The organism is Sphingomonas lycopersici, from assembly GCF_026130605.1.
Lineage (GTDB): Bacteria > Pseudomonadota > Alphaproteobacteria > Sphingomonadales > Sphingomonadaceae > Sphingomonas > Sphingomonas lycopersici.
Genome location: NZ_JANFAU010000003.1, coordinates 181,540 through 204,342, shown reverse-complemented (window position 1 = coordinate 204,342; position 22,803 = coordinate 181,540). Strand labels below are relative to the sequence as shown.

Annotated in this window: 16 protein-coding genes; 9 read left to right on the top strand and 7 right to left on the bottom strand. The window is 68.6% G+C overall.

Features of this window, described 5'->3' with window-relative positions; translation table 11 throughout:
* Positions 1-51: 51 nt before the first annotated feature.
* Entirely contained in the window at positions 52-1,080 is a 1,029-nt protein-coding gene (gene dmpG, locus NED98_RS07650; protein WP_265312469.1) for a 4-hydroxy-2-oxovalerate aldolase, read from the bottom strand.
* Complete coding sequence (locus NED98_RS07645; protein WP_179515294.1) at positions 1,077-2,018, bottom strand: acetaldehyde dehydrogenase (acetylating); 942 nt, start codon at positions 2,016-2,018, stop codon at positions 1,077-1,079. Before NED98_RS07645 ends, dmpG begins: the two co-directional genes overlap by 4 nt.
* A 91-nt stretch (positions 2,019-2,109) precedes the next feature.
* On the opposite strand from NED98_RS07645, the gene NED98_RS07640 reads away from it, so the two are divergent.
* The gene (locus tag NED98_RS07640; RefSeq protein ID WP_265312468.1) at positions 2,110-2,883 is read left to right on the top strand and encodes an IclR family transcriptional regulator; all 774 of its coding nucleotides are present in this window, start codon (positions 2,110-2,112) and stop codon (positions 2,881-2,883) included.
* 123 nt (positions 2,884-3,006) lie between these two features.
* Here the strand turns inward: NED98_RS07640 and NED98_RS07635 are convergent, their stop codons facing one another.
* The 3 genes from NED98_RS07635 to NED98_RS07625 are packed head-to-tail and all read right to left on the bottom strand — an operon-like array spanning position 3,007 to position 8,620.
* On the bottom strand, positions 3,007-6,039 hold the full coding sequence (locus tag NED98_RS07635) for an efflux RND transporter permease subunit (RefSeq protein WP_265312467.1): 3,033 nt from the start codon (positions 6,037-6,039) through the stop codon (positions 3,007-3,009).
* Complete coding sequence (locus NED98_RS07630) at positions 6,036-7,223, bottom strand: efflux RND transporter periplasmic adaptor subunit (protein WP_265312466.1); 1,188 nt, start codon at positions 7,221-7,223, stop codon at positions 6,036-6,038. The genes NED98_RS07635 and NED98_RS07630 overlap by 4 nt, the downstream gene beginning before the upstream one ends.
* Positions 7,220-8,620, bottom strand: a complete 1,401-nt coding sequence (locus NED98_RS07625; protein ID WP_432423304.1) for a TolC family protein — start codon at positions 8,618-8,620, stop codon at positions 7,220-7,222. Before NED98_RS07625 ends, NED98_RS07630 begins: the two co-directional genes overlap by 4 nt.
* A gap of 79 nt (positions 8,621-8,699) precedes the next feature.
* On the opposite strand from NED98_RS07625, the gene NED98_RS07620 reads away from it, so the two are divergent.
* The 3 genes from NED98_RS07620 to NED98_RS07610 are packed head-to-tail and all read left to right on the top strand — an operon-like array spanning position 8,700 to position 11,749.
* Positions 8,700-9,689, top strand: coding sequence for a YncE family protein (locus NED98_RS07620; protein WP_265312465.1), 990 nt, complete (start codon positions 8,700-8,702; stop codon positions 9,687-9,689).
* Between the two features lie 46 nt (positions 9,690-9,735).
* On the top strand, positions 9,736-10,413 hold the full coding sequence (locus tag NED98_RS07615; RefSeq protein WP_265312813.1) for a response regulator transcription factor: 678 nt from the start codon (positions 9,736-9,738) through the stop codon (positions 10,411-10,413).
* Positions 10,406-11,749, top strand: coding sequence for a sensor histidine kinase (locus tag NED98_RS07610; RefSeq protein ID WP_265312464.1), 1,344 nt, complete (start codon positions 10,406-10,408; stop codon positions 11,747-11,749). Before NED98_RS07615 ends, NED98_RS07610 begins: the two co-directional genes overlap by 8 nt.
* 436 nt (positions 11,750-12,185) lie before the next feature.
* Here the strand turns inward: NED98_RS07610 and NED98_RS07605 are convergent, their stop codons facing one another.
* Both NED98_RS07605 and NED98_RS07600 read right to left on the bottom strand, forming a co-directional pair.
* Positions 12,186-13,223 carry a FecR family protein gene (locus NED98_RS07605; RefSeq protein WP_265312463.1) on the bottom strand — a complete coding sequence of 346 codons (1,038 nt, stop codon included), beginning with the start codon at positions 13,221-13,223 and terminating at the stop codon, positions 12,186-12,188.
* Positions 13,147-13,773, bottom strand: coding sequence for an RNA polymerase sigma factor (locus NED98_RS07600; protein WP_265312462.1), 627 nt, complete (start codon positions 13,771-13,773; stop codon positions 13,147-13,149). Before NED98_RS07600 ends, NED98_RS07605 begins: the two co-directional genes overlap by 77 nt.
* 178 nt (positions 13,774-13,951) lie before the next feature.
* Between NED98_RS07600 and NED98_RS07595 the strand changes: the two genes are divergently transcribed.
* From NED98_RS07595 to NED98_RS07575, 5 genes are all read left to right on the top strand, one after another.
* Positions 13,952-14,161, top strand: coding sequence for a hypothetical protein (locus NED98_RS07595; protein WP_265312461.1), 210 nt, complete (start codon positions 13,952-13,954; stop codon positions 14,159-14,161).
* A 185-nt stretch (positions 14,162-14,346) separates the two neighbouring features.
* Positions 14,347-17,739, top strand: coding sequence for a TonB-dependent receptor (locus tag NED98_RS07590; RefSeq protein ID WP_265312460.1), 3,393 nt, complete (start codon positions 14,347-14,349; stop codon positions 17,737-17,739).
* Positions 17,740-17,762: 23 nt separating this feature from the next.
* A complete protein-coding gene (locus NED98_RS07585; protein WP_265312459.1) occupies positions 17,763-20,192 on the top strand; it encodes a zinc-dependent metalloprotease in 2,430 nt (809 codons plus the stop codon).
* Positions 20,189-21,982, top strand: coding sequence for an amidohydrolase family protein (locus NED98_RS07580; RefSeq protein ID WP_265312458.1), 1,794 nt, complete (start codon positions 20,189-20,191; stop codon positions 21,980-21,982). The genes NED98_RS07585 and NED98_RS07580 overlap by 4 nt, the downstream gene beginning before the upstream one ends.
* 34 nt (positions 21,983-22,016) lie before the next feature.
* A complete protein-coding gene (locus tag NED98_RS07575) occupies positions 22,017-22,775 on the top strand; it encodes an SDR family oxidoreductase (RefSeq protein ID WP_265312457.1) in 759 nt (252 codons plus the stop codon).
* Positions 22,776-22,803: the final 28 nt, after the last annotated feature.

Below are 22,803 nucleotides of genomic sequence, written 5' to 3'. Positions count from 1 at the left end.
CCTTGCTCCTAGCCTGGCGCCAAAATCCGCTCCGTCACGACCTCGTCCCGATTAGATTTGGGCCCTAATCATGTCGAGCGCGACGTCGACGATCATATCCTCCTGCCCGCCGACCATCTTGCGGCGGCCGAGCTCGACGAGGATCGCGCGGGTATCGAGGTTGTAATCTGCGGCGGCCTTTTCGGCGTGACGCAGGAAGCTCGAATAGACCCCGGCATAGCCGAGCGCGAGCGTCTCGCGGTCGACCCGCACCGGGCGGTCCTGCAGCGGCCGGACGAGATCTTCGGCGGCGTCCATCAGCGCCATGACGTCGCAGCCGTGGTTCCACCCCTTGCGATCGGCGGCGGCGATGAACACTTCGAGCGGCGCATTGCCCGCGCCCGCGCCCATCCCGGCGAGGCTGGCGTCGATCCGGATCGCGCCTTCCTGCGCCGCGACGATCGAATTGGCGACGCCGAGCGAGAGGTTGTGATGCGCATGCATCCCACGCTGCGTTTCGGGCTTGAGCACCTTGTCATAGGCGCGGAAGCGATCGCGCACCCCGTCCATATCGAGCGCACCGCCGCTATCGGTGACATAGACGCATTGCGCGCCATAGCTTTCCATGAGGAGCGCCTGCTGCGCGAGCCGATCGGGCTCGATCATATGGCTCATCATCAGGAAGCCCGACACGTCCATCCCGAGATCGCGCGCGATGCCGATATGCTGTTTGGAGACATCCGCTTCGGTGCAATGCGTTGCGACGCGCACCGAGCGCACGCCGAGATCATAAGCGCGGCGAAGCTCCTCGACCGTGCCGACGCCCGGCAGGATGAGCGTGGTGAGCACCGATCTGCTCAGCACGTCGGCAACGGCCTCGATCCATTCCCAATCGGTATGCGCGCCGAAGCCGTAGTTGAAGCTCGCGCCCGACAGGCCGTCGCCATGCGCCACTTCGATCGCGTCGACGCCCGCCTCGTCGAGCGCCTTAGCGATCGCGCGGACGTGATCGATGCCGTACATATGGCGGATCGCGTGCATCCCGTCGCGGAGCGTGACGTCCTGGACGTAGAGCTTGGTGGTGGTGGGATCGAAGGTCATGCGGTCACCTTTTCAGCGATGCGTTGCGCCAGCAGCTCGCCGGTCGCCTTGGCCGCCGCGGTCATGATGTCGAGATTGCCCGAATAGCTCGGCAGATAATCGCCCGCGCCCTCCACCTCGAGGAAGATCGAGGTCTTGAGGCCGGTGAATTCGCCGCGGCCTGGGATCTTGAGCTTGTTGTTGTCGCCGTAGCGCTCGAACTGCACTTCCTGCTTGAGCCGATAGCCGGGGACATATTTCTGCACCTCGGCGACCATCTTCGCGACCGAGGCGCGGATCGCCGCCTCGTCGCCGCCCTCGGACAAGGTGAACACCGTATCGCGCATGATCATCGGCGGTTCGGCCGGGTTCAAAATGATGATCGCCTTGCCCTTGGCCGCGCCGCCGACTTCCTCGATCGCGCGCGCGGTGGTGCGGGTAAATTCGTCGATATTGGCGCGGGTGCCCGGCCCGGCCGAGCGCGACGAGACCGAAGCGACGATCTCGGCATAGTGGACCGTCGCGACCTGGCTGACCGCGGCGACCATCGGGATCGTCGCTTGCCCGCCGCACGTCACCATATTGACGTTGGGCTGATCGAGATGCGCATGCATGTTGACCGGGGGGATCGTGAACGGCCCGATCGCCGCGGGGGTCAGGTCGACGACCTGCTTGCCGTCGGCGCGCAACGCCTCGTCATGCACCTTATGCGCATAGGCCGAGGTGGCGTCGAACACGATGCCGATCTCGGGATAGACCGCCATCGCCTTGAGCCCGTCGATCCCCTCATGCGTCGTCGCGACGCCGCGCTCGCGCGCCATCGCCAGACCCTCGGAGGCCTCGTCGATCCCGACCACCGCGACCAGCTCCATATTCTGGGGATATTTGACCATCTTGATCATCAGATCGGTGCCGATATTGCCCGAACCGATGATCGCCGCCTTGACCTTGCCGCTCATCGCCATGTCCTCGTGATTTCCCGCGCAAATTACGCCCGCGGCGGAGGCGGAACAACTTGCGCCGACGTCCGGATTCTCGGACAATGAGAGAATGGCCGGAAAAGAGACCGAGAGTGGCGCCGTCGATCGCGCGCTGGCGCTGCTTGCCGCGCTGCTCGCCGATAATGGCGAGCGCCCGCTGGCGGCGGTCGCGGCGGATCTCGCCTTGCCACTGTCCACCGCGCATCGCCTTGTCGCGGCGCTGGTGCGCCACGGGCTGCTGATCCGGGTGGGGCAGGGGCGCTATGCGGCCTCGGCGGGGTTGACCCAGCTCGGCGCGGCGGCGCGCAGCCATGCCTTGCTCGCGCGGATCGCGCGCCCGGCGTTGCGCCGGCTGGCGGGCGCGACCGGGATGGTCGTCCACCTCGGGGTGATGCGCGGCGATATGGTGAGCTATCTGGTCAAGGAGCCGATCGATTTCCCGCTGTTCACCCGCGAGGGAATGGAGCTGGAGGCCTATTGCTCGGGGATCGGCAAGCTGCTGCTCGCGCATCTGCCCGATGAGGCGCTCGATCAATATCTTGCCAATGGCCCGTTCGTCGCGCTGACGCGCGCGACGATCATCGTCCCGGAGGCGATCCGCGCGCATCTCGCGCAGGTCCGCGCGCATGATTTCGCGACCGATGCGGAGGAGGTGGTCGAAGGGCTCGGCTGTATCGCGGTGCCGATCCGCGATGCGGGCGGGGCGGTGATCGCGGCGCTGTCCGCCTCCGCCTCTCCGCCGCGGCCGGTAAGCGCGCCGGTGTTGCGCCGGTTGCGGCGCTGCGCCGGGGAGATCGAGCGAGCACTGGCGGGGGTTAGAACCTCTCCCGCCCGTTCGCCCTGAGCTTGTGAGGGCGCCCATGAAAGTAATACTTTCATGGGCCCGCCGAAGGGCGGCGCTTCCTCGTGTGAAGAAAAGTGCAGGGCTTCGACAAGCTCAGCCCGAACGGAGGTTTGTAGCAGGCGGCTATGCCTCCGCCTTCTCCGCCGGCAACAACCCCAACAGCACCGGCATCGCGAGCAGCACCAGCGGATATTGCAGCAGCAGCCCGGCGATGATCGCGATCGCCAGCGGCTGCTGGATCCCCGCGCCCGAACCGATCGCGAGCGCCAGCGGCAGGAGCGTCAGGATCGCGGCGAGCGTCGTCATCGTGATCGGGCGCAGCCGGTTACGGCTCGCTTCGCGCAGTGCCTCGGCGCGCGGCATGTGCCGCGTCAGCTCCTGATATTCGCTGACATAGAAGATCGCCATTTCGGTGCCGATGCCGATGATCATCGTCATCCCCATCAGCGCGGTGATGTTGAGATCGACCCCAGTGATCCAGAGCGCGGTGAACACCGCGGTGGTCGAGACGAGCGAGCAGCCGATCACCACCAGCGGGGTGGTAAAGCGGCGATAGAGCACGAGCAGCAGCGCGAATTCGGCGACCAAAGCGGCGAGGAACACCTTGGTCAGCCCGGCGAAGGCGATCTGCTGTTGCTGGTAGAGCCCGCCCAGTTCGTAGCGAACCCCCGGCGCGAGCATCCCCGGCCGGGCGAGCACGGCGCGGATATCGGCGATCGTCGCGCCGAGCCCGCGCGCCTGGATCCGCCCGGTGACCGCGACCATCGGCTCGAGATTCTCGCGCGCGATCTGCGGCTGGCCGGTGACCGGCACGAGATCGGCGACGCGCGAAAGCTGGAACACATGCCCGTCGCCCGCGCGGATCGGCAGCGTCGCGAGTTCCTCACGGGTCAGCGTCATCGCCGCCGGCAGGCGGACGCGCACGTTCACCGAGCGCGAGGGCTGGGGGAGGGTGGTTGCGACCACGCCGTTGAGCGCGGCGTCGATCGCATTCTGCACATCGGCCGGGGTCACCCCCTCGAACCCGGCGCGGACCGGATCGATCCGCACGTCGATTGCATCGCCGGCAAGCTGCACCCCGTCCTTCACCTCGACCACGCCCGAAACCTTGCCGATCGCGGCGGCGACCTTGCGCGCCTGATCGGTGAGGATCGACGGATCGGCGGCGAACAATTTGACCTCGATCGGCTGCGGCACCGCGGTGAGATCGCCGATCAGATCCTCCATCAATTGCGCGACCTCGATCTGCACCCCGGGCACCTCGGCGCCGATCCGCTTGGCGACATCGGCGGCGACTTCCTCGGTCGCGCGATCGTGATCGGGCTTCAGCCGGACGAAATAATCGCCGTGATAGCTCTGCCCGAGATCGCCGCCGAGACCGGTGCCGAGCCGTCGCGAGAAGGTGAGCACGTCGGGATCGGCGCGGATCAGCGCGTCGACCTGGCTCATCCGCCGCTCGGTCTCGTCGAGCGAGGTGCCGGGCGGGGTATAATAATCCATCACGAACCCGCCCTCGTCGACCTTGGGCATGAAGCCGGTGGGGACATTGGCATAGCCGAGATAACCGATGAGCAGCAGCGGCACCCCGATCGCGGCGAGCAGCCACGGACGCGCGAACAATTTGTCGAGCCCGCGCGCATGCCAGCGCGACAGCCGGCCTTGCTCTCCGTCGGCGGCGGGATCGTGGACCTTGTCGAAATCGACCAGCCACGCGGTCAGCACGGGGACGACGAAGGCGGTCATCGCCCAGGAGATCGCCAGCGCCGCGCCCATCGTCAGCGACAGCGCTTTGGAGAACGCGCCTGTCACCCCGGTGAGGAACGACAAGGGCAGGAAGACGATCAGCGTCGCGAGGCTCGATCCGGTGAGCGGCGTCATGAACTCGCGCGCGGCGGGGAGCACCGCGGCGCGCCCGCCGCCGGTCCCGGCACGGCGCACAATATGCTCGACCATCACGATCACATCGTCGATCAGCAGCCCGACCGCGGCGGCGATCCCGCCCAGCGTCATGATGTTGAAGCTCATCCCGCAGATCGTCAGCACCAGCACCGTTGCCGCCAGGGTCGCGGGGACGATCAGCGCGGCAACGAGCGTGATCCGCCAGTTGCGCAGGAACAGCAGCAGCACGAGCGCCGCGAGTACCAGCCCGATCAGCACCGCATCGCGCACGCTGGCGAGCGATTGCGTCACCAGCTCGCTCTGGTCGTACCAGGAGACGAGCCGCGTGCCGGAGGGCAGGCGGACCGCGGCGAGCTTCTGCTGTACCGTTTGCGCGATGCGCACCGCGTTGCCGTCGGGCTGTTCGTAGATGTTGAGCAGCACAGCGCGGCGCCCGTCCTCGCTGACGTGCATCCATTGCGGGGCGACGCCGGGCTGGACGCTCGCGACGTCGCGGACGCGTACCACCCCGGCGGGATCGGCCTTCACCACCACCTCGCCCACCGCCGCGGCGCCAGGGAGGGTGCGGTCGGCGACGACCAGCGAGAGCCGCCCGCGATCCTGCACCCGCCCGACCGCGCTCAGCACATTGCCGTTGGCGATCGCGGTCGAAAGGTCGCTCATCGCGAGCCCGTGCGCGGCGAGCCGCGCGGGATCGGCGAGCACCTCGACCTCGGCGGTATCGCCGCCTTGCACGTCCGCGCGCGCCAGCCCGGAGATGCCGCTGAGCAGCGGCACGAGCTGGTAACGCGCGAAATTCTGCAGCTCGGCGGGCGAGGTGCGATCGGATTCGAGCGCGTAGGAGATGATCGGGAAGACCGTCGGGTCCATCCGCCGGACGTTATAGCTCGTCCCGGGCGGCAGCGCGCCGAGCGCGCGCGACATCGCCGCCTCGACCAGCAAGGTGGAGGCAGTCATGTCACGCCCCCAGCCGAAGTCGATCGAGATCTGCGCCGACCCGCGGGTCGTTTCGGAGCGGACGTTCTGCACCCCCGGCACCGCGCGTAACGCCTGTTCGACCGGGGTGGTGACGCTGCGTGCGGTCTGGTCGGCGGGGCGCGAACCCGCGTCGATGTCGACCACGACGCGCGGGAACGACACCTGCGGGAACAGCCCCACCGGCAGCGACAAGGCCGCGACCAGCCCCGCGATCGCCAGCGCGACCGCAATCGTCACCAGCGCACGCGATTGGCGCGCGAGCAGGGCGGCGTAGGTCATTCCTCCGTCGCCCCGGCCTTGAGCCGGGGTCCATCGGGAGGCAAGCGCAGGGCAAGAACTTCCTGCCGCCGCGCCTGAGGCATGATGGATCCCGGCTCAAGGCCGGGATGACGCCGGGCGGCGGAGCCAGTGCCGCGCGAAGCCGCGGCGTGACGATCAGCTCCCACGCGCACCGCATCACCGTCCCCCACCTGATAGGCGCCGTCGACGATCAGCCGGGCGTGGGGATCGATCGCGCCGGTAACGAGATCGTCGTCCGATCGCGCGACCGCGATCGTCACCGGCACCGCCTTGGCCTTGCCGCCGACGATCTGGAACACATTGGCCTTGCCGTCCGCGTCGATCACCACCGCGCGATGCGGCACGCGCCAGCCTTGCGCGGTACCGGTTTCGATCGCGACCTTCATCGCTTCGCCGGAAAGGATCGCGCCCGCCGGATAGGCGATATCGACATCGATCTGGCGGGTGCGCGGGTTGAGTATCGCATCGACCCGCTGGACATGCCCGGTCACCGATGCGCCGCCCTCGAGCCGGGTCAGCGTCACCGGCGCCCCGACGCGCAGATCGCCGCGCCGCGCAGGGTCGACCCCGACCGTCACGATCAGCGCCCCGGCGCGCGCGACCGTCGCCAGCGCCTGCCCCGGCTGGGTGCGGTCGCCCGGCGCTACGGGGACGGTGCTGACCACCCCGGCGAATGGTGCGCGCAATGTCATCGTCGCCGCACCGGCGCCTTCCTTGGCCAGCGCGTCGAGCGCAACACGCGCGTCGATGACGGCTTTTTCGGCCTGAACGAGCTGGTCGCGCGTGGCGAGCTGCTGGGTCACCAGCCGCGCGGTCGTTTCGCGCTGCGATTCCGCCGCCTTCACCGCGCTCGCCGCCTGCTGCCACGCGCTGCGCGCCGCGGGGGCGAGCGCGAATATGACGATCGGCTGGCCCGCGGCGACGGTCGTCCCCGCCACCGCCGGCACCGCGACGACCTGCCCCGGTTGCTGAACGCTCAACGTCACCGTGCCATTGGCCGCGGGCACCGCCTGCCCATAAGCCTCGATCACCCGCGGCAGGCTGCCCTGCTGCGGCGCGACGGTGGAGACCAAAGCGGTGCCGCGCGCGCCCTCGTCGGCCGGCTCGCCCGCGCCGCATGCCGCGAGCGGCAACGCAAGGAGGATCGTTGCGACGCGCTTCATCGGGCGGCCCCCTTGGTCCCCGGATCGATCAGCCCGAGGGTATCGACCCCCGGCAGCCCGGCGCCGATCAGCGCCTCGATCGCGATCTGCCGGTCGAGCAGCGCGAGTTTCAGCGTCTGCACTTCCTGTTCCTTCGTGAAGCGGTTGGTGACGAGATCGACGTAAGCGCGCTCGTCGAGCGCGGCATTGCCGAACGCGGCGCTCGCCCGCACGGCGGCAGCGCGCGCGGCGGGGAGGTCGCGCTCGACCGTGGCGAGCTGGTCGCGCAGTTGCGCCAGCTCCGAGAGCAGCGCGCCGACCTGCCCGACCGTCGCCGAGAGCCGCGCGGCATATTCGGCGCGGAGCTGTTCGCGCGTGGCGCGCGCGATCGCGACATTGCCCTGGTTGCGATCGAACAGCGGGAGGCCGAGCTGCGCGGTCGGGCCGGCATTGACCACCCGGCTGTTGTCGCTCGACGCGTTGCCGCCGAGGATCAGATCGGGGAATTGCGCGAGGATCGCCGCGCGCAGCGCCTCGTCCTGCGCGGCATAGCCGAAGCGCAGCGCGAGCAGATCGGGGCGCCGCGCCGGGAGCGTATCGAGCGCGGCGCGTGCGGCGGCGATATCGAGCGGCGCGACGGCCCCGACCGGCGCGAGCGGCAAGGCTGCGTCGGGCGTGAGGCCGAGCAAGGCGTTGAGCTTGTGCCGATCCTGCAATTGCTGCTGGTCGAGCGTCTGCAGATTGGTTCGCGCCTGCTGATAGCCGACTGCGCTCGGCGCGGCGGTCACCAAGGTCACGTCGCCCGCCGTCAGCGCGCGCTGGGTGACCCGATAGCGATGCTCGAGGATCGTCACCGCTTCCTGGAGCAGCAGGCGGGTCTGGTCGCGGCTGGCGATATCGGTGGCGAGCTGGCGCGCCTCGCCCGCGACTTGCCATTCCTGCCACAACAGATCGGCGCGGACCTGCGCCGCGCTGTCGCGCGCGCCGCGGCGCTTGGGGCGATAGACGAGCAATGCCTTGATATCCTGCGCCAGCCCGAGGTTCCACGCCGGCACCGTCCCCGCGCCCGAGATCAGCGGCAGGAAGGCGCCGGTCAGCGAAGGATTGGGCAGCACCCCGGCCTGCACCAATTGCGCTTCGGCGACGCCGCCTTTGGTGCGCGCGGCTACGAGATCGGGATCGCGCGCCACCGCGAGCGTCGCCACCTCGGCCGCCGACAGCGGGTGCGTCGGGACATCGGGCAGCGTGGCGACCAGCGCGGGGCGTTCGGCGAGCGGCGCCGGCTGGTAATGCGCGCAGCCACCCGCCAGCGCGGCAAGCGCGAGCGGCATCAGGTGGCCGGGCAATCGAATGGTCATGGCGGCGTCCGTCGTCTCGTCGGATTTGGCCCATAAACCCAGCGCGATGCCCGCCGACATTGTATTATCCCAATGTTGCCGAAAGCGCTGGCGGCGAGGGGCGGTGCGACGGCAAAATCGCGCGAAGGAGACTCGCTCGATGTTTCGCACGATCACGTTCGCGCTGGCCGGGCTCGCCGCTGTGACCGCCGCCGGCGCGCAAAGCTACCGCATGCAGCCCGCGATTTCCGTCCCCGGCGACGGCGGCTGGGATTATGCGACGGTCGATCCGCTCGCGCGCAAACTCTATGTCGCGCACAATGACGCGGTGGCGGTGGTCGATCTCGCCACGATGCGCGCGGCGACGCCGCTCGGTCCGGTCGCGCACAGCCACGCGGTGGTGCCGCTCGCCACCCGCGAACTGGCGGTGACCAGCGGTGGCGACGACAGCGTTCGCTTCTTCGATCCCGCGCGCGGCACGCAAAGCGCGAGCGTCGCGGTCGATCGCAAGCCCGATGCGGCGATCGTCGATCGCGGCACCGGCCATCTGCTGACGATGAACGCCGCCGCCGGCACGGTGGCGGAGATCGACGTGACTGCGCACCGCGTGATGCGGACGATCCGGGTCAAGCCGGGGCTCGAATATCCCGCGATCCGCGGCCGCACGCTCTACATCAACAATGAGGACGCCAATGAGATCGAGGTGGTCGATCTCGCCCAAGGCACCATAGGCAAGCCGATCGCGCTGCCCGGCTGCGAGGGGCCGACCGGGCTGGGGCTCGATGCCCCCCACGCGCGACTGGTGAGCGCGTGCGGCAACGGCGTCGCCGCGGTGGTCGATCTGGCGACGGGCAGGCTCGCGCAGCGCGTCCCGATCGGGCGCGGCCCCGATGCGGTGATGATCGACGCGCGGCGCAAGGTCGCGCTGATCCCGGCGGGGCAGGACGGGACGCTCGACGTGCTCGATCTGTCCGCCGCGCGGGTGACGCCCAAGGCCAAGATCAAGACCGCGCCCGGCGCGCGCACCGGTGCGGTCGATCCGGTGACCGGGATGGTCTATCTGCCCACCGCGACTTTGGTGGCGTCGCAAGGCAAGCGCCCCGGCGCGGCGCCGGGGACGTTCCATATCCTGGTGCTCAAGCCCAATTGAGCGGCACGGATTGCGGTTTCGCGTGGCAGCGCGCAACACGGCCCCGATGCACATTCTGCTTGCCGAGGACGATGCCGAAACTGCGGCGCTGGTCGAACGCGGGCTGGCCGACGCCGGTCATAAGGTGACGCACGTCGCCGACGGCGATGCCGCGCATCGCGCGGGCGACGCGGCGGATTTCGATCTTGCGGTGGTCGATCGCATGCTGCCCGGGGTCGACGGGCTGGAAGTGGTCCGCCGCTGGCGCGCCGCGGGGATCAGGGTGCCGGTGATCATGCTGACCGCGCTGGGCAGCATCGGCGATCGCGTTGCCGGGCTGGAAGCGGGGGCGGACGATTATCTCGTCAAGCCGTTCGCGTTCGCGGAGCTTTCGGCGCGGGTCGGGGCGTTGCTGCGCCGCCCGCCGCTGGCCGAGGCGCCGACGCGCTTCCACGTCGGCGACGTGACGCTCGATCTGTTACGGCGCGAGGTGCGGCGCGGCGCACGCGAGATCCGGCTCCAGCCGCGCGAATTCGGCATCCTCGAGCAATTGATGCGCAACGCCGGGCGGATCGTCACCCGCGCGATGTTGCTGGAGGAAGTGTGGGGTTTCCACTTCGATCCGCAGACCAATATCGTCGAAAGCCATTTGAGCCGGATGCGCGGCAAGCTCAACGAGGGGTTCGACAGCGACCCGATCGAGACGTTGCGCGGGGTGGGATATCGGATGCGCGGCGGTGACTGAGAAGCGGCGCAGCGCCGTCTATCGCATCGCGTTCATCTATTCGGGGGCGTTCGCGCTGGCGGTCGCGCTGCTCGGGGTGCTGGTCTATGTCGCGGCCGAGCGGGCCTTGCGCGGCGAGCAGGATCTCGCGCTGGGCGAGGCGACCGCCGCGCTCGAACGCAGCTATCGCACGGAGGGTTATGCCGGGCTGATCGACGCGATCGGCGAACGGGGATCGACCAACGGCGTGGTCACCTTCGGCTATGCCCTGTTCGACGCGTCGGGCAGGAAAGTCGCGGGCAGCTTCGACCTCGATCTGCCCCCGCCGGGCTATTCGAACGTCGCGTTCCGCGATCCGGTCGAGGGGCTCGATCATGCGCGCGCGCTGACGACGCGGCTCGATCGCAACCTGTCGCTCGTCGTGGGGATCGATTCGCAGGTGCTGGAGCGGCTCGACCGGCTGATCCTGTCACTGTTCGCCGGGGTGCTCGTGCTGATCCTCGCGATCGGCGCGGGCGGAGCGCTGGTGCTCGGCAGCTATCTCCGCCGGCGACTCGACCGGATCAGCGGCACCGCGCAAGCGATCATCGCCGGCGACATGCGCCGCCGCGTGCCGGTATCGCCGCGCGGCGATGAATTCGACCAACTCGGCATCGCGCTCAACCTGATGCTCGAACGGATCGCGCGGCTGCTCGACAATCTCCGCCAGGTGTCGGCCGATGTCGCGCACGATCTGCGCACCCCGCTCGCGCGGCTGCGCGCCGGGCTCGAAGCGGCGCTTTCGGTCGACGATCCCGCCGCCCAGCGCGCGGCGATCGCCAAAGCGGTCGAGCAGGCGGATGCGACGCTAGCGCTGTTCGGCGGAATCCTGCGCATCGTGGAGGTCGACGCCGGGGACGTGCGGCAGGGCTTCGTCACGGTCGATCTCACCGCGCTCGCCGAGGATCTCGTCGACAGCTACGCCCCCGCGGTTACGGACAAGGGGCGGACGCTGGCGTGCGATATCGCGCCGGGCATCGCGGTGCCGGGCGATCGCGAGCTGATCGCGCAGGCGGTGATCAACCTGCTCGACAATGCCCAGGCGCACACCCCGCCGGGCACCGCGATCCGCCTGACCTTGCGCGCCGAGCCGGGGATCGCGCGGCTGGAGGTGGCCGACGACGGGCCGGGGGTGGCGGCCGCGGACCGCGCGCGGATCGTCGAGCGCTTCGTGCGGCTCGATCGCAGCCGCGCGGCGCATGGCCATGGGCTGGGGCTCAACCTCGTCGATGCGATCGCACGCGCGCACGGCGGCACGCTGGCGATCGAGGATGCCGCGCCAGGGCTCAGCGCGGTGCTGCGGTTGCCGAGGATCTGAGTGCGTCAATCCGCATCGTTCCGCCTCCGGGGCACCGCGTGTAGACCTTCGCAAAGTTCACGAAGTTCACACGAATGATACTTCGCCTAAGAACAACGGATCGCCACTTAAGATATTGTAAAAAAGTCATTCATTGCATGAGTCGTCTGGCGCGTCGCGTTTAATTGGGGGTACACCAAGCCCCTTGTGCTCCCGCGAAGGCGGGAGCCCAGACTGGGTCCCCGCCTTCGCGGGGACACAAGGATAGGACTAACCACCCCGGCGAAGGCCGGGGTCCAGTTACGACCGGCCCGTTGCTGGACCCCGGCCTTCGCCGGGGTGGACCACGTTTCTTACGGATACTCTAATCGGGATCTATGAGCCGTCGTCATACAGGCTACCGACATATTCGTTGTCGACCGGCCCGTCGCTTCCGTCCTGCCGGTCCGCCGTCGCGTCATTCCGCCGCTCGCCCCGGCGCGGGCGCGATCCGTGGGGCGGGTCCTTCGGCGCCGGTCAGCGCGATCGACCCGTTGGCGGTCGTCACCGCGGCGATCGCGAAGCTGCTTTTCAGCGCCTCGACGAATTCGCGGCTTTCGTGGATCCCGAACCGGCCCGAGATCACCAGCGAGCCGATCCGCGGATCGGCCACCACGATCGGCTGGTCGCGATAGCGGTTGAACTCAGCCACCGCCTCCTCGATCGTCTCGTCGTTGAGCTCGATCACCCCGTCCTGCCATGCGGTGCGCTGGCGGATCAACGCCTCGCCGGGGTCGGCCACCGCGAGCACGCCGGGGCGGATCAGCGTCGTCTCGCCCGCGCCGACGCGGATCGATTGCCCTTCGACATCGCTTACCGCGACCAGCCCGCGCGTCACGGTCAGTTCGGTGCGATCGGCGCGTTTGCGGATGTTGAAGCTCGTGCCGATCACCCGTACCTCGGCGTCACCGAGATCGACGATGAACGGACGACGCGGATCGCGCGCGACGTCGAACAGCGCCTCGCCCTCGATCATCCTTACCTTGCGCCGCGCGCCGCTGAGGCTGATCGCCAGCGTCGTCGCGGTGTTGAGCCGGATCGACGAACCGTCGGCAAGCCGCGTCAGGCTTTGCTCGCCGCGCGTCGTGGCGCGGCGCTCCTCCCCGGGAAGGAGCAGCCGGCCGAGCCCGACCGCCCCCACCGCCGATGCCGCGAGCAACCCGAGCCCCACCGCGCGCCGGCTGATCATCGGCGCGGCGGGGACCAGTGCCTCCTCGGGCGCGGTCGCTTCCTCGTCCTGCCCCTCCTCGTCGCGTAACCGGGTGTGCGGCGCGGCTTCCCAGGCGAGCTGCGCCTCGGCGAACGCGACCGCGTGGCGCGGATCGGCGTCTATCCAGCGATCGGCGTCGTCGCGCAGGCTGGGATCGCCCGGGGCGGCGTCAAGGCGCACCACCCAGGCCGCCGCCGCGGCGCGGATCGCCTTGCGCTCGTTCGCCGCTTTCGTCCCGCTGGACAACGCAATTATCCTCCTGCTCGGCGCGCTCGGCCGCGATACGGGCGAGCGCCTTCGTCAGATGCTTCTCCACGGTTGAGACGGATATCCCCATGATTTCCGCCACCTCGCCGACCGAATGCCCCTGCACGCGGCGCAGCAGAAAGGCGCGGCGCGGTTGCGGGGGCAATCGTTCGATCACCGCCTCCAAGTGACGCAGCGCATCGCGCGCGTCGAACATCTCGTCATAGGAGACGCTGCGCTGCAACGTCTCCAGATCGGCCATATAATCGAACGAGACGATCACTTCGCGGCGCTGCTGGTCGATCAGGATATTGTGCGCCGCGCGGGTGATGAAGGCGAGCCCGTTGCGCACCTCGCGCCAGCCGTCATAGGCATAGGTGCGCGTCATCACCTCCGCGACCAGATCGTCGAGATCGTGCGGATTGCGCACCAGCCGCCACAACCGGCGCCGCAGCACCGGCTGATACGGCAGGATCACGGCCTTGAACCAGGCCAGCCGCTCGTCGCGATCGTTCAGCGCTTTCCCCCCGGCCTTTTCGCTCGCTGGCATGAAAGCGGGCGGCGCGGGGCTTGTCGAGAGCTAATGCGCGAAGCGTGGATTTCTGCGGTTGGGAGGTAAAAAGGCGCGGGATTACCTTTGCTTGTTCGGTGGAGGGGGTGATGAAAATCCGCTTTCCTACATGCAATGTTCCTGCTTCGTTCCAAATCCCCCCACGGAGTGATTCGCGATGCGACAGGTTAACCGGGACGAGCTGGTCACCGCCTTGCAGTCCGGAATAGGCGATTGGTCGACGACGCTGCTCAACGAGCTTCAGCACCACGATCCGGATCGCAGATTGATGGCCCGGCTCGTCGCCGCGCGGCTGCTCACCGACAAGCTCAGGCGGCTGGAGGATGTCGCCGACGAGCCGGCGCGGCCGCTTTCCGCAGAAGCGTAACGGTCGTAAGCGCAAACTTGCGCGAACCGCGCCGCTGAGAGGCGCAGAAACGCTCGCGGCGCACGCGCCGAGACATAAAAGTGCAAGAAATTCCTCCGCGAGGGTGGGGGGAATGCGCGCATCGCCCGTCTTGGAAGGATGAGGGTCGGAAAATGCCGGCTCGGTCGTACCGGGGGGTAAGATTGATGATCGGTGGAATCGGGCGTTGGGCGCTTATCGCACAGGCAAGCGCGGCGGTGATGGCGGTGGCGACGATATCGCCCGCTGCGGCCGCGGCGGCCCAGGCACAAGTGACGCGGTTCGATATTCCGGCGCAGTCGCTGGGCGGCGCGCTTCAGGCGTTTTCGAAGCAATCGGGCTATCGCCTGCTGTTCCCCTCCGCCAATGTCGCGGCATTGCGCGCGCCGGCGGTGGTCGGCAGCTATGCCGCCGAAAGCGCGCTGGCGAAGATCCTGGAGGGTACGCCGCTCAAGATCGCCTCGATCAACGGCCGCGTCGTCGCGCTGACCTTGCGCGAGCCGGCGAAGCAGATGTCGCGGCGGATCGCGTCGACCACCCATTTCGTTCCCGCGCCGCAGGAGGCGAGCCCCGGCGCGGCCGCCCCGGCGCCGGCCCCGGCGGAGGATGTCGATCAGACCCCGGTTCAGGATGTCGTCGTCGTCGGCTCGCAGATCAAAGGCGCCAAGATCAACGATGCGCTGCCGGTCACGCTGATCGGCCAGCGCGAGATCCAGGACAGCGGCGCGGTTTCGGGCGATGAGCTGTTCCGTTCGGTCCCGCAATTCGGCGACGTGACGTTCAACAGCTCGTACCTGCCGCAGAGCAGCAACGCCGCGCGCGGCGACGTGGGATCGGTCAACCTGCGCAACCTCGGGATCGGCAACACTTTGGTGATGCTCAACGGTCGCCGCGTCGTCCAGCACCCGACCAGCCAGGCGAACGATCAGCTCGTCCCGGTCCTCACCTATAATACCAATGCGATCCCGGTGAACGGGCTAGAACGGCTGGAGGTGCTGCGCGACGGCGCGGCGGCGATCTACGGCGCGGATGCGGTGGCGGGCGTCGTCAACACCGTGCTCAAGAAGGATTACAGCGGCGGCGACGTGTCGCTGCAATATGGCGGCGCCGAGGGGACGCGGCTGCGCGAGCTCAACGCGAGCGGGGTGTTCGGCAGCAATTTCGCGGGCGGCAAGGGCAATATCACCTTGTTCGCGAGCTATGATCGCGGCACCGGCTTGCTGACCACCGACCAATATTTCACCGCGTCGGCGGACCGCCGCCCGCTGTTCGTGGGTACCCGGTTCGAGGGCAACAGCAAGCTCGACGGCCGCAGCACCACGACACCGTGGCTGGGCGGTACGGTCGTGAAGACCGGCAGCAGCCCGGTCATGGCCGGCGGCACGGCAGTGACGACCAGGGCCGGCGCGTTCCAGATTCAGCCCGCGACGCTGTCCGGCTGCAACACTGCGCTGGGCAACGGGCTGTGCACCACGACCGGCGGGCTCAACGCCGCGTTGCGCGAAGACCATATCGCCGAGGGCACCTCGGTCATCCCGCGGCTCAACCGCGTCAATTTGTTCCTCACCGGGCACTATGACTTCGACGACGTCACCGCCTTCTGGGAAGCGGGCTATTATTACGCGAAGACCCATGCGGTGCAGCGCCCGATCGAAACGCTGACCTCGATCCCGATCACGGTGCCGGCGAGCAATTACTGGAACCCGTTCGGCCCGGTCACCTTCGCCGACGGCACCCCCAATCCGAACCGTATTCCGGGGCTGAACATCCCGGCCGGCGGGTTGCCGGTCCGGATCAACAATTATGCCTTCCGCGATTTCGGCCAGATCAACGTCGATGTGACGAACAAGCAGTTCCGCACCCTGTTCGGGCTGCGCGGCGAATGGAACGGGTTCAACTGGGAAACCGCCGGCAGCTATTCCGAGGCGACGGTTCGCGACGTCAGCGACAATATCTCGCGCACCAAGCTCGCCGAGATCCTCGCGCTGTCGACCCCGGCGGCCTATAATCCGTTCAACGGCGGCACGCTCGCCACGCCCTCGCTCGGCGACGGCACCCCGAGCAACGCGACCAGCATCGATGCGGCGCGGCAGAAATTGGTGCGCTTCACCAAGGCGACGCTGGCGACCTACGACTTCCGCGTGTCGAAAAAGGATCTGATCACGCTGCCGGGCGGCGACGTCGGCTTCGCCTCGGGGATCGAGGCGCGGCGCGAAACCCAGCTCGACGATCGCGACGCGCGGATCGACGGGACGATCGACTATATCGATCCCTATACCAAGACCGCGGTCAGCGATTTCGCCAATCTGAGCAAGAACCCGGATACTCGCGGCGCGCGTATGGTATTCTCGGCCTATGGCGAGCTCGCGGTGCCTGTGGTGTCGCCCGAAATGTCGGTGCCGCTGGTCCGCAGCCTCAATCTCCAGGTCGCGGGCCGCTTCGAGAATTACAGCGATTTCGGCGATATCGCGGTGCCGAAGGTCGCGGGCTCATGGGATGTGGTGAAGGGTTTCCGCCTGCGCGGATCCTGGGCGAAGTCGTTCCGCGCGCCGAACCTCGAACAGGTCAATGCGCAGGTCATCGCGCGCACCAACACGCGCACCGACTATGCCTTCTGCGAGGCGGATTTTCGGCGCGGGGCGTTCGCCAAATTCTCCGATTGCTCGGCGCCCGGCAGCCCGCGCCGGATGAACGTGACCGCGCTCCGCTCGGGCAACCCCGATCTCCAGCCCGAGCGCGCCACCACCTGGTCGGTCGGCGCGGTGGTCGAGCCGCCGATCCCCGATCGCTTCGGCCATCTGACGCTCACCGCCGATTATTGGCGGGTCAAGCAGACCGGGCTGATCGGCATCTTCGGCGAAGGCAATGCGCTGATCCTCGATTATCTGCTGCGCCAGTCGGGCGAGACCAACCCGAACGTGGTGCGTGCGGCGCCTACCGCCGACGATCTCGCCGCCTTCGCCGGGACCGGGCTCGCGCCGGCCGGGCAAGTGCTTTACGTCAAGGACCAGTACGTCAATCTGTTGCCGCAAACGGTGCGCGGGCTGGATCTCAATGCGGTCTATTCGGTCCGCGATACCGGGATCGGCGACTTCAACGTCGCGGTGAACGTGTCGCATCTGTTCGAATTCTATCAGGATCCGTCACCGGGGATCGCCGCGCTGATGGCCGCGCGCGCGGCGGGGAAGATCAACAAGGATACGGTGATCACCGGCGGCGGCAGCCTGCTGCGGCTCAATTCGCGCCCGGCGTGGAAATGGTCGGCGTCGTTCAACTGGTCGCTGGAGAATGTCTCGGTCGGCGCCTTCACCCAATATATCGGCAGCGTCGAGGACGACAGCATCGACAGCGCCTCCGCGCCGTGGGTAGTCGACGGGCAGCTCACCGCCAATCTTTACGCCGAATATCGCTTCACCGGCGCGCTCAAGGGCGCAAGCATCCGGATCGGCGCGCGCAACATCACCAATGAAGCCCCGCCGCTTGCGGCGACCGGCTATCTGGGCACGCTCTATACGCCGATGCGGCGCTATTGGTACGCCAACATGAGGTATCGTTTCTGATGTTCAGACGGGGGGCGGCAGCGTTGGTTCTTGCCGTGGCGCTGGCGCCCGCGGCAGCGGTCGCGAAAACGGGGGATGCGCCCTTGTTCGCGATCGCGGCGGGGGAGGGCGGACGCATCACGATCCGGCTTCCCGCGGCGGGCGCGGACGGAATCCTCGGGCGCTACCTCTACACCCCGCAGATCGCCGGCGGGCTCGGCGCGACCGAGATCGGCGCCGACCGCGCCGGGCTGGGGCAGACGCAGGTCATCGTCTTCCGCCGCGTCGGCAAGCGCGTGCTCGCCGAATTCGAGAATAATCGCTTCCGCGCGCTCTCCGGCGATGCCGGGGAGGAACGCGCGGTGGCGGCGTCCTTCGCGCCGTCGGTGGTCTGGGCGGGGGAGGCGACCGACTTGCCCGACGGCGGCGTCTCGGTCGATATCTCGGGCTTCCTGCTGCGCGATGCGGTCGACATTGCCGCGCGGCTCAAGCGCGGCAAGGCGGGGGCGTATAAGCTCGCCCCGGCGCTGAGCTATGTCGATCCCAGGCAAAGCCTTGCCTTCCCCGACAATGCCGAATTCGAGGCGGTGCTGACCTTCCAGAGCGACGATCCCGGCGGCGCGCTCGGGCGGATCGTCCCCGATGCGCATGCGGTGACGCTGGCGATCCACCACAGCTTCGTGCGGCTGCCCGACGCCGATTTCCACCCACGTGGCTTCGATCCGCGCACCGGCACCTCGGCGCAGGTGATCCGCAACGATTATGCCGCATCGCTCGATCAGCCGATTGTCAGCCGACTGGTGCGGCGCTTCCGGCTCGAAAAGACCGACGCCAATGCGGCGCGCAGCCGCGTCGTCAAGCCGATCGTTTTCTATGTCGACCGTGCCGCGCCCGAGGCGATTCGCACCGCGTTGATCGAGGGCGCGCGCTGGTGGGCGCAGGCGTTCGACGCGGCGGGCTATATCGACGCCTTCCGCGTCGAGACTCTGCCCGAAGACGCCAATCCGATGGATGCGCGCTACAATATCATCGCCTGGGTCCACCGCGCGACGCGCGGCTGGTCGACGGGCACGACGGTGGTCGATCCGCGCACCGGGGAGATCGTGCGCGGGGTGGTGCAGCTCGGATCACTGCGCGCGTGGCAGGACCGGCTGATCTTCGACGGGCTGATCGGCGCGGCGCATGAGGGCAGCGGCGCGGCGGACGATCCGCTCGAGCTGGTCCGCGCGCGGCTGCGCCAGCTCGCGGTGCATGAGGTAGGGCATGCGCTCGGCCTTGCGCATAATTTCGCGGGAAGCACCTATGCCGGGCGCGCCTCGGTGATGGATTATCCCGCGCCGCTGATCCGGGTGAACGGCGAGAAGCTCGATTTCTCGAATGCTTATGCCACCGGCGTCGGCGCGTGGGACAAGTTCGCGATCAACTGGCTGTACGGCGCAGCGCCGAAAGGCGCGAACGAGGCGGCGTGGCTCGACGCGCTCGCGCGCAAGGCGGCGGACGACGGCTATCGCTATGTCAGCGACGGCGACACGCGCGGGGTGGGCGACGCGCAACCTTATGGCAATATGTGGGACAATGGCGACGACGCGGTGGCCGAGCTTGCCAATGTCCTCGCGGTGCGTCGCATCGCGCTGGCGCGGCTCGGCCCGGACAATCTGCCCAAGGGATCGCCCGCCGCCGATCTTCGGCGGATGATCGTGCCGATCTATCTCTATCACCGCTATCAGGTGACCGCGGTGTCGAAGCTGATCGCGGGGGTCGATTATCGCTATGCCGTCGCGGGGGACGGGCATGATCGTGCGTCGGTCGTTCCGGCGGCGAAGCAGCGCGCGGCGCTGACCGCGCTGATCGGTACGCTCGATCCGGCGCTGCTCGACCTGCCCGATCGGTTGCTGGCGCAGCTCTCCTCGGTGCAATCGGGAACCCCCGATCCGCAATATGAGATCGAGCTGTTCCCCTCTAACACCGCCGCGCCGTTCGACCTTCCCAGCGCCGCCGAAACCGCGGCGGACCAGACGCTCGAGGCGCTGCTCGCGCCCGAACGGCTCAACCGGCTGGTCGAGCAGGCGCGGGTCGATAGCGGGCAATTGTCGCTCGCCGAGATGCTCGACAAGCTTTCCGCCGCGCTCGCCCCGGCGGCGCGCGGCCGCGAAGCGGAGCTGCGGCGTCGGATCCGCGCGCGTTATGCGGTGCGGCTGGCGACGGTGATGCAGGACAAGCATCTCTCCGCCACCGCGCTCGGCGTAGTGCGCGGCGCGGCGATGCGCTTCGGCGAGCGGCTGCGTAGTTGCGCGGGCGATGCGACCGAGACCGATGTTTGCGCCTATCTCGCCGCGATGCTCACCGGCCCGCAGGCGGAGCTGCGCGCGCTGGCCGAGCCCGTTGCGACCCCGCCCGAAATCCCGCCCGGGGCGCCGATCGGCGAAGACGATTGGCTGACCGGACCCGTGCCGACAAGGACGCTGCACCAATGACGCTCTCGCTCCTCCCCCGCCTCGCCGCCGGCCTGCTTCTCGCGGGGAGCATGCTCGGCGCCGCGCCGCTTGCCGCCGCCGATGACGGCCCGCTGGCGATCGTCGGCGCGACCGTGTTCGACGGCACCGGCGCCGCGCCGCGGGTCGCGACGGTGGTGATCCGCGACGGCCGGATCGTCGAGGTGACGCCGGACGGCAAGGCGCCGCGCGGCGCCAAGGTGATCGACGCGCGCGGCAAGGCGCTGATCCCCGGGCTGTTCGATCTCCACACGCACTGGACCCCGGCGGGCGAGCCCAACACGACGCCGCAGATCGCGACGGCCTATGTCAAATCGGGCGTCACCACGGTCAACGATTTCCACGAACAGCCCGAAAGCTATGCCCCGCGCCGCGAGTGGCTGAAATCGCTGGTCACGCCGCACGTCAATTTCGCCGCGCGGATCAGCACCCCGGGCGGCCACGGCGCCGATTGGGGCGATCAGGCGACGACGATCTGGATCAATACCCCCAATGCCGCGCGCGCCGCGGTCGAGAAGCTCAAGCCCTATCAGCCCGATCTGATCAAGGCGTTCACCGACGGCTGGCGCTACGGCGTGGCGCCCGACAATACCAGCATGGACGGCTGGACGCTTTCCGCGCTGACCGATGCCGCGCACAAGGCGGGGTGGAAGGTGCTGACCCACACCGTCACCGCCGATCGCGGGCTGGTCGCGGCGCGCGGCGGGGTGGATTCGCTCGCGCACGGCTTGCAGGATCGCGACCTGACCGCCGAGGAGGTCAAGGCGATCGCCGCGTCGAAGATGGCGATGATCCCGACGCTGGCTGTCTATGATCCCGACAAGGGCGGGGCGGGGGCCAAGCCCGACGATCCGCGCTATCGCCAGAGCGTCGCCAAATTCGGCCACGCGCTGCACAATGTGAAGGCGTTGTTCGACGCGGGCGTGCCGATCGGGGTCGGCACCGATGCCGGGATGCCGTCGACCCCGCACGGCACCTCGACCCAGCATGAGCTGGAATTGCTGGTCCGCGCCGGGCTCACCCCGTCGCAGGCCCTGGTCGCGGCGACCGCGACGAGCGCGCGGATCATGGCCGAGGACGCGGATCGCGGCACGATCGCCCCCGGCAAGCGCGCCGATCTCGTGCTGATCGACGGCAAGCCGTGGGAGACGATCGGCGATATCTACAAGGTGTCGCAGGTGGTGATCGACGGCCGCCCGGTGATCGGCTCCGGGGCGCCCGCCTTGCCTGCGGCGAACCAGGCGAAATATCCGGCGCCGGTCAAGATCGAGCCGTTGCTTGACGATTTCGAGCGCGCCGACGGACGCAGCGCGCTCGATACGCTGCGGCTCGAAACCGGCGACGGCGGGATCGATCGCTCGGTCGAGATCACCCAGATCGTTCCGCGCGGGGATGACGGGCATGCGCTGCAGCTTGCCGCGCGAATGGCGGTGAAGGATCGCGCTTACGCCGGCTTTGCGGTGCCGCTGACGCGCGGTTCGGTCCAGCCGGTCGATGTGCGGCGCTACAAAGGGGTCCGGTTCGATCTCAAGGGGCCCGGTGCGTTCGTCGTGCGGCTGAATGGCCTCGCGGGAAGCTGGGCGGCATCGGTCAACGGGGTCGCGGGCTGGGCGGCGGTCGAGGTGCCGTTCAGCGCCTTCGCCCCGGTGAAGGAGGGCGGCCGCGCCGACAAGCCGTGGAGCGGGGACGATATCGTCCAGGTCGAAATCGGCGGCACGCGCGGGCCGGGGCAGACGATGACGTTCGAGGTGGACAACATCCGTTTCTATTGAGCATGCTCGCCCTCGAACAGGGCGAGGAGCGGATATGCGGAGCATCTTCATCACCGGCGCGGCCTCGGGGATCGGGCGCGAGACCGCGCATCGCTTCGCCGGCGCCGGATGGCGCCTCGGGCTCTGCGATCGCGATGCCGCGGCGCTGGCGTCGGTCGAGGCCGAGGTCGGCGTTGCCGCATCGTCGCACGTCGCCGATGTGCGCGATGCCGGTGCGCTTGCTGCCGCGCTGGCCGAATTCTGCGGACAGGATGCACTGGGCGTGCTGTTCAATTGCGCCGGCATCCTCGAGATGCGCGATTTCGCCGATACTCCGCTCGATCGATTGCACGCGCTGGTCGACGTCAATGTGAAAGGGGTGATCAACGGCATCCACGCCGCCTTGCCCTATCTGCGCCGCGCGCCCGATGCGCGGATCGTGACCATGTCGTCGGCGTCGGCGGTCTATGGCGTGCCCGAGGAGGCGGTCTATTCGGCGAGCAAGTTCGCGGTGCGCGGGCTGACCGAGGGGCTCAATATCGAGCTGGAGCGCGACGGCATCTGGGTATGCGACGTGATGGTCGGCTATGTCGCGACGCCGATGGTCATCGCCGCCGAGCGTCAGGCCAAGTCGGTCGAGATCGTCGGGGTCAACGTCAAGCCGTCGCAGGTCGCCGAAACCGTGTTCGCCGCGGTCGAGGGGCGCAAGGTGCATTGGTTCGTGACCGAGGCCGATGCCGGGTCCGCGCAAGCCTTTGACGCGACCGAATGGGAGCAGCGGCGCGACCTGATGAAGCGCGCCGCGGGGTTCTGAACGACGATGCACGCTACCGCGGCGGCCG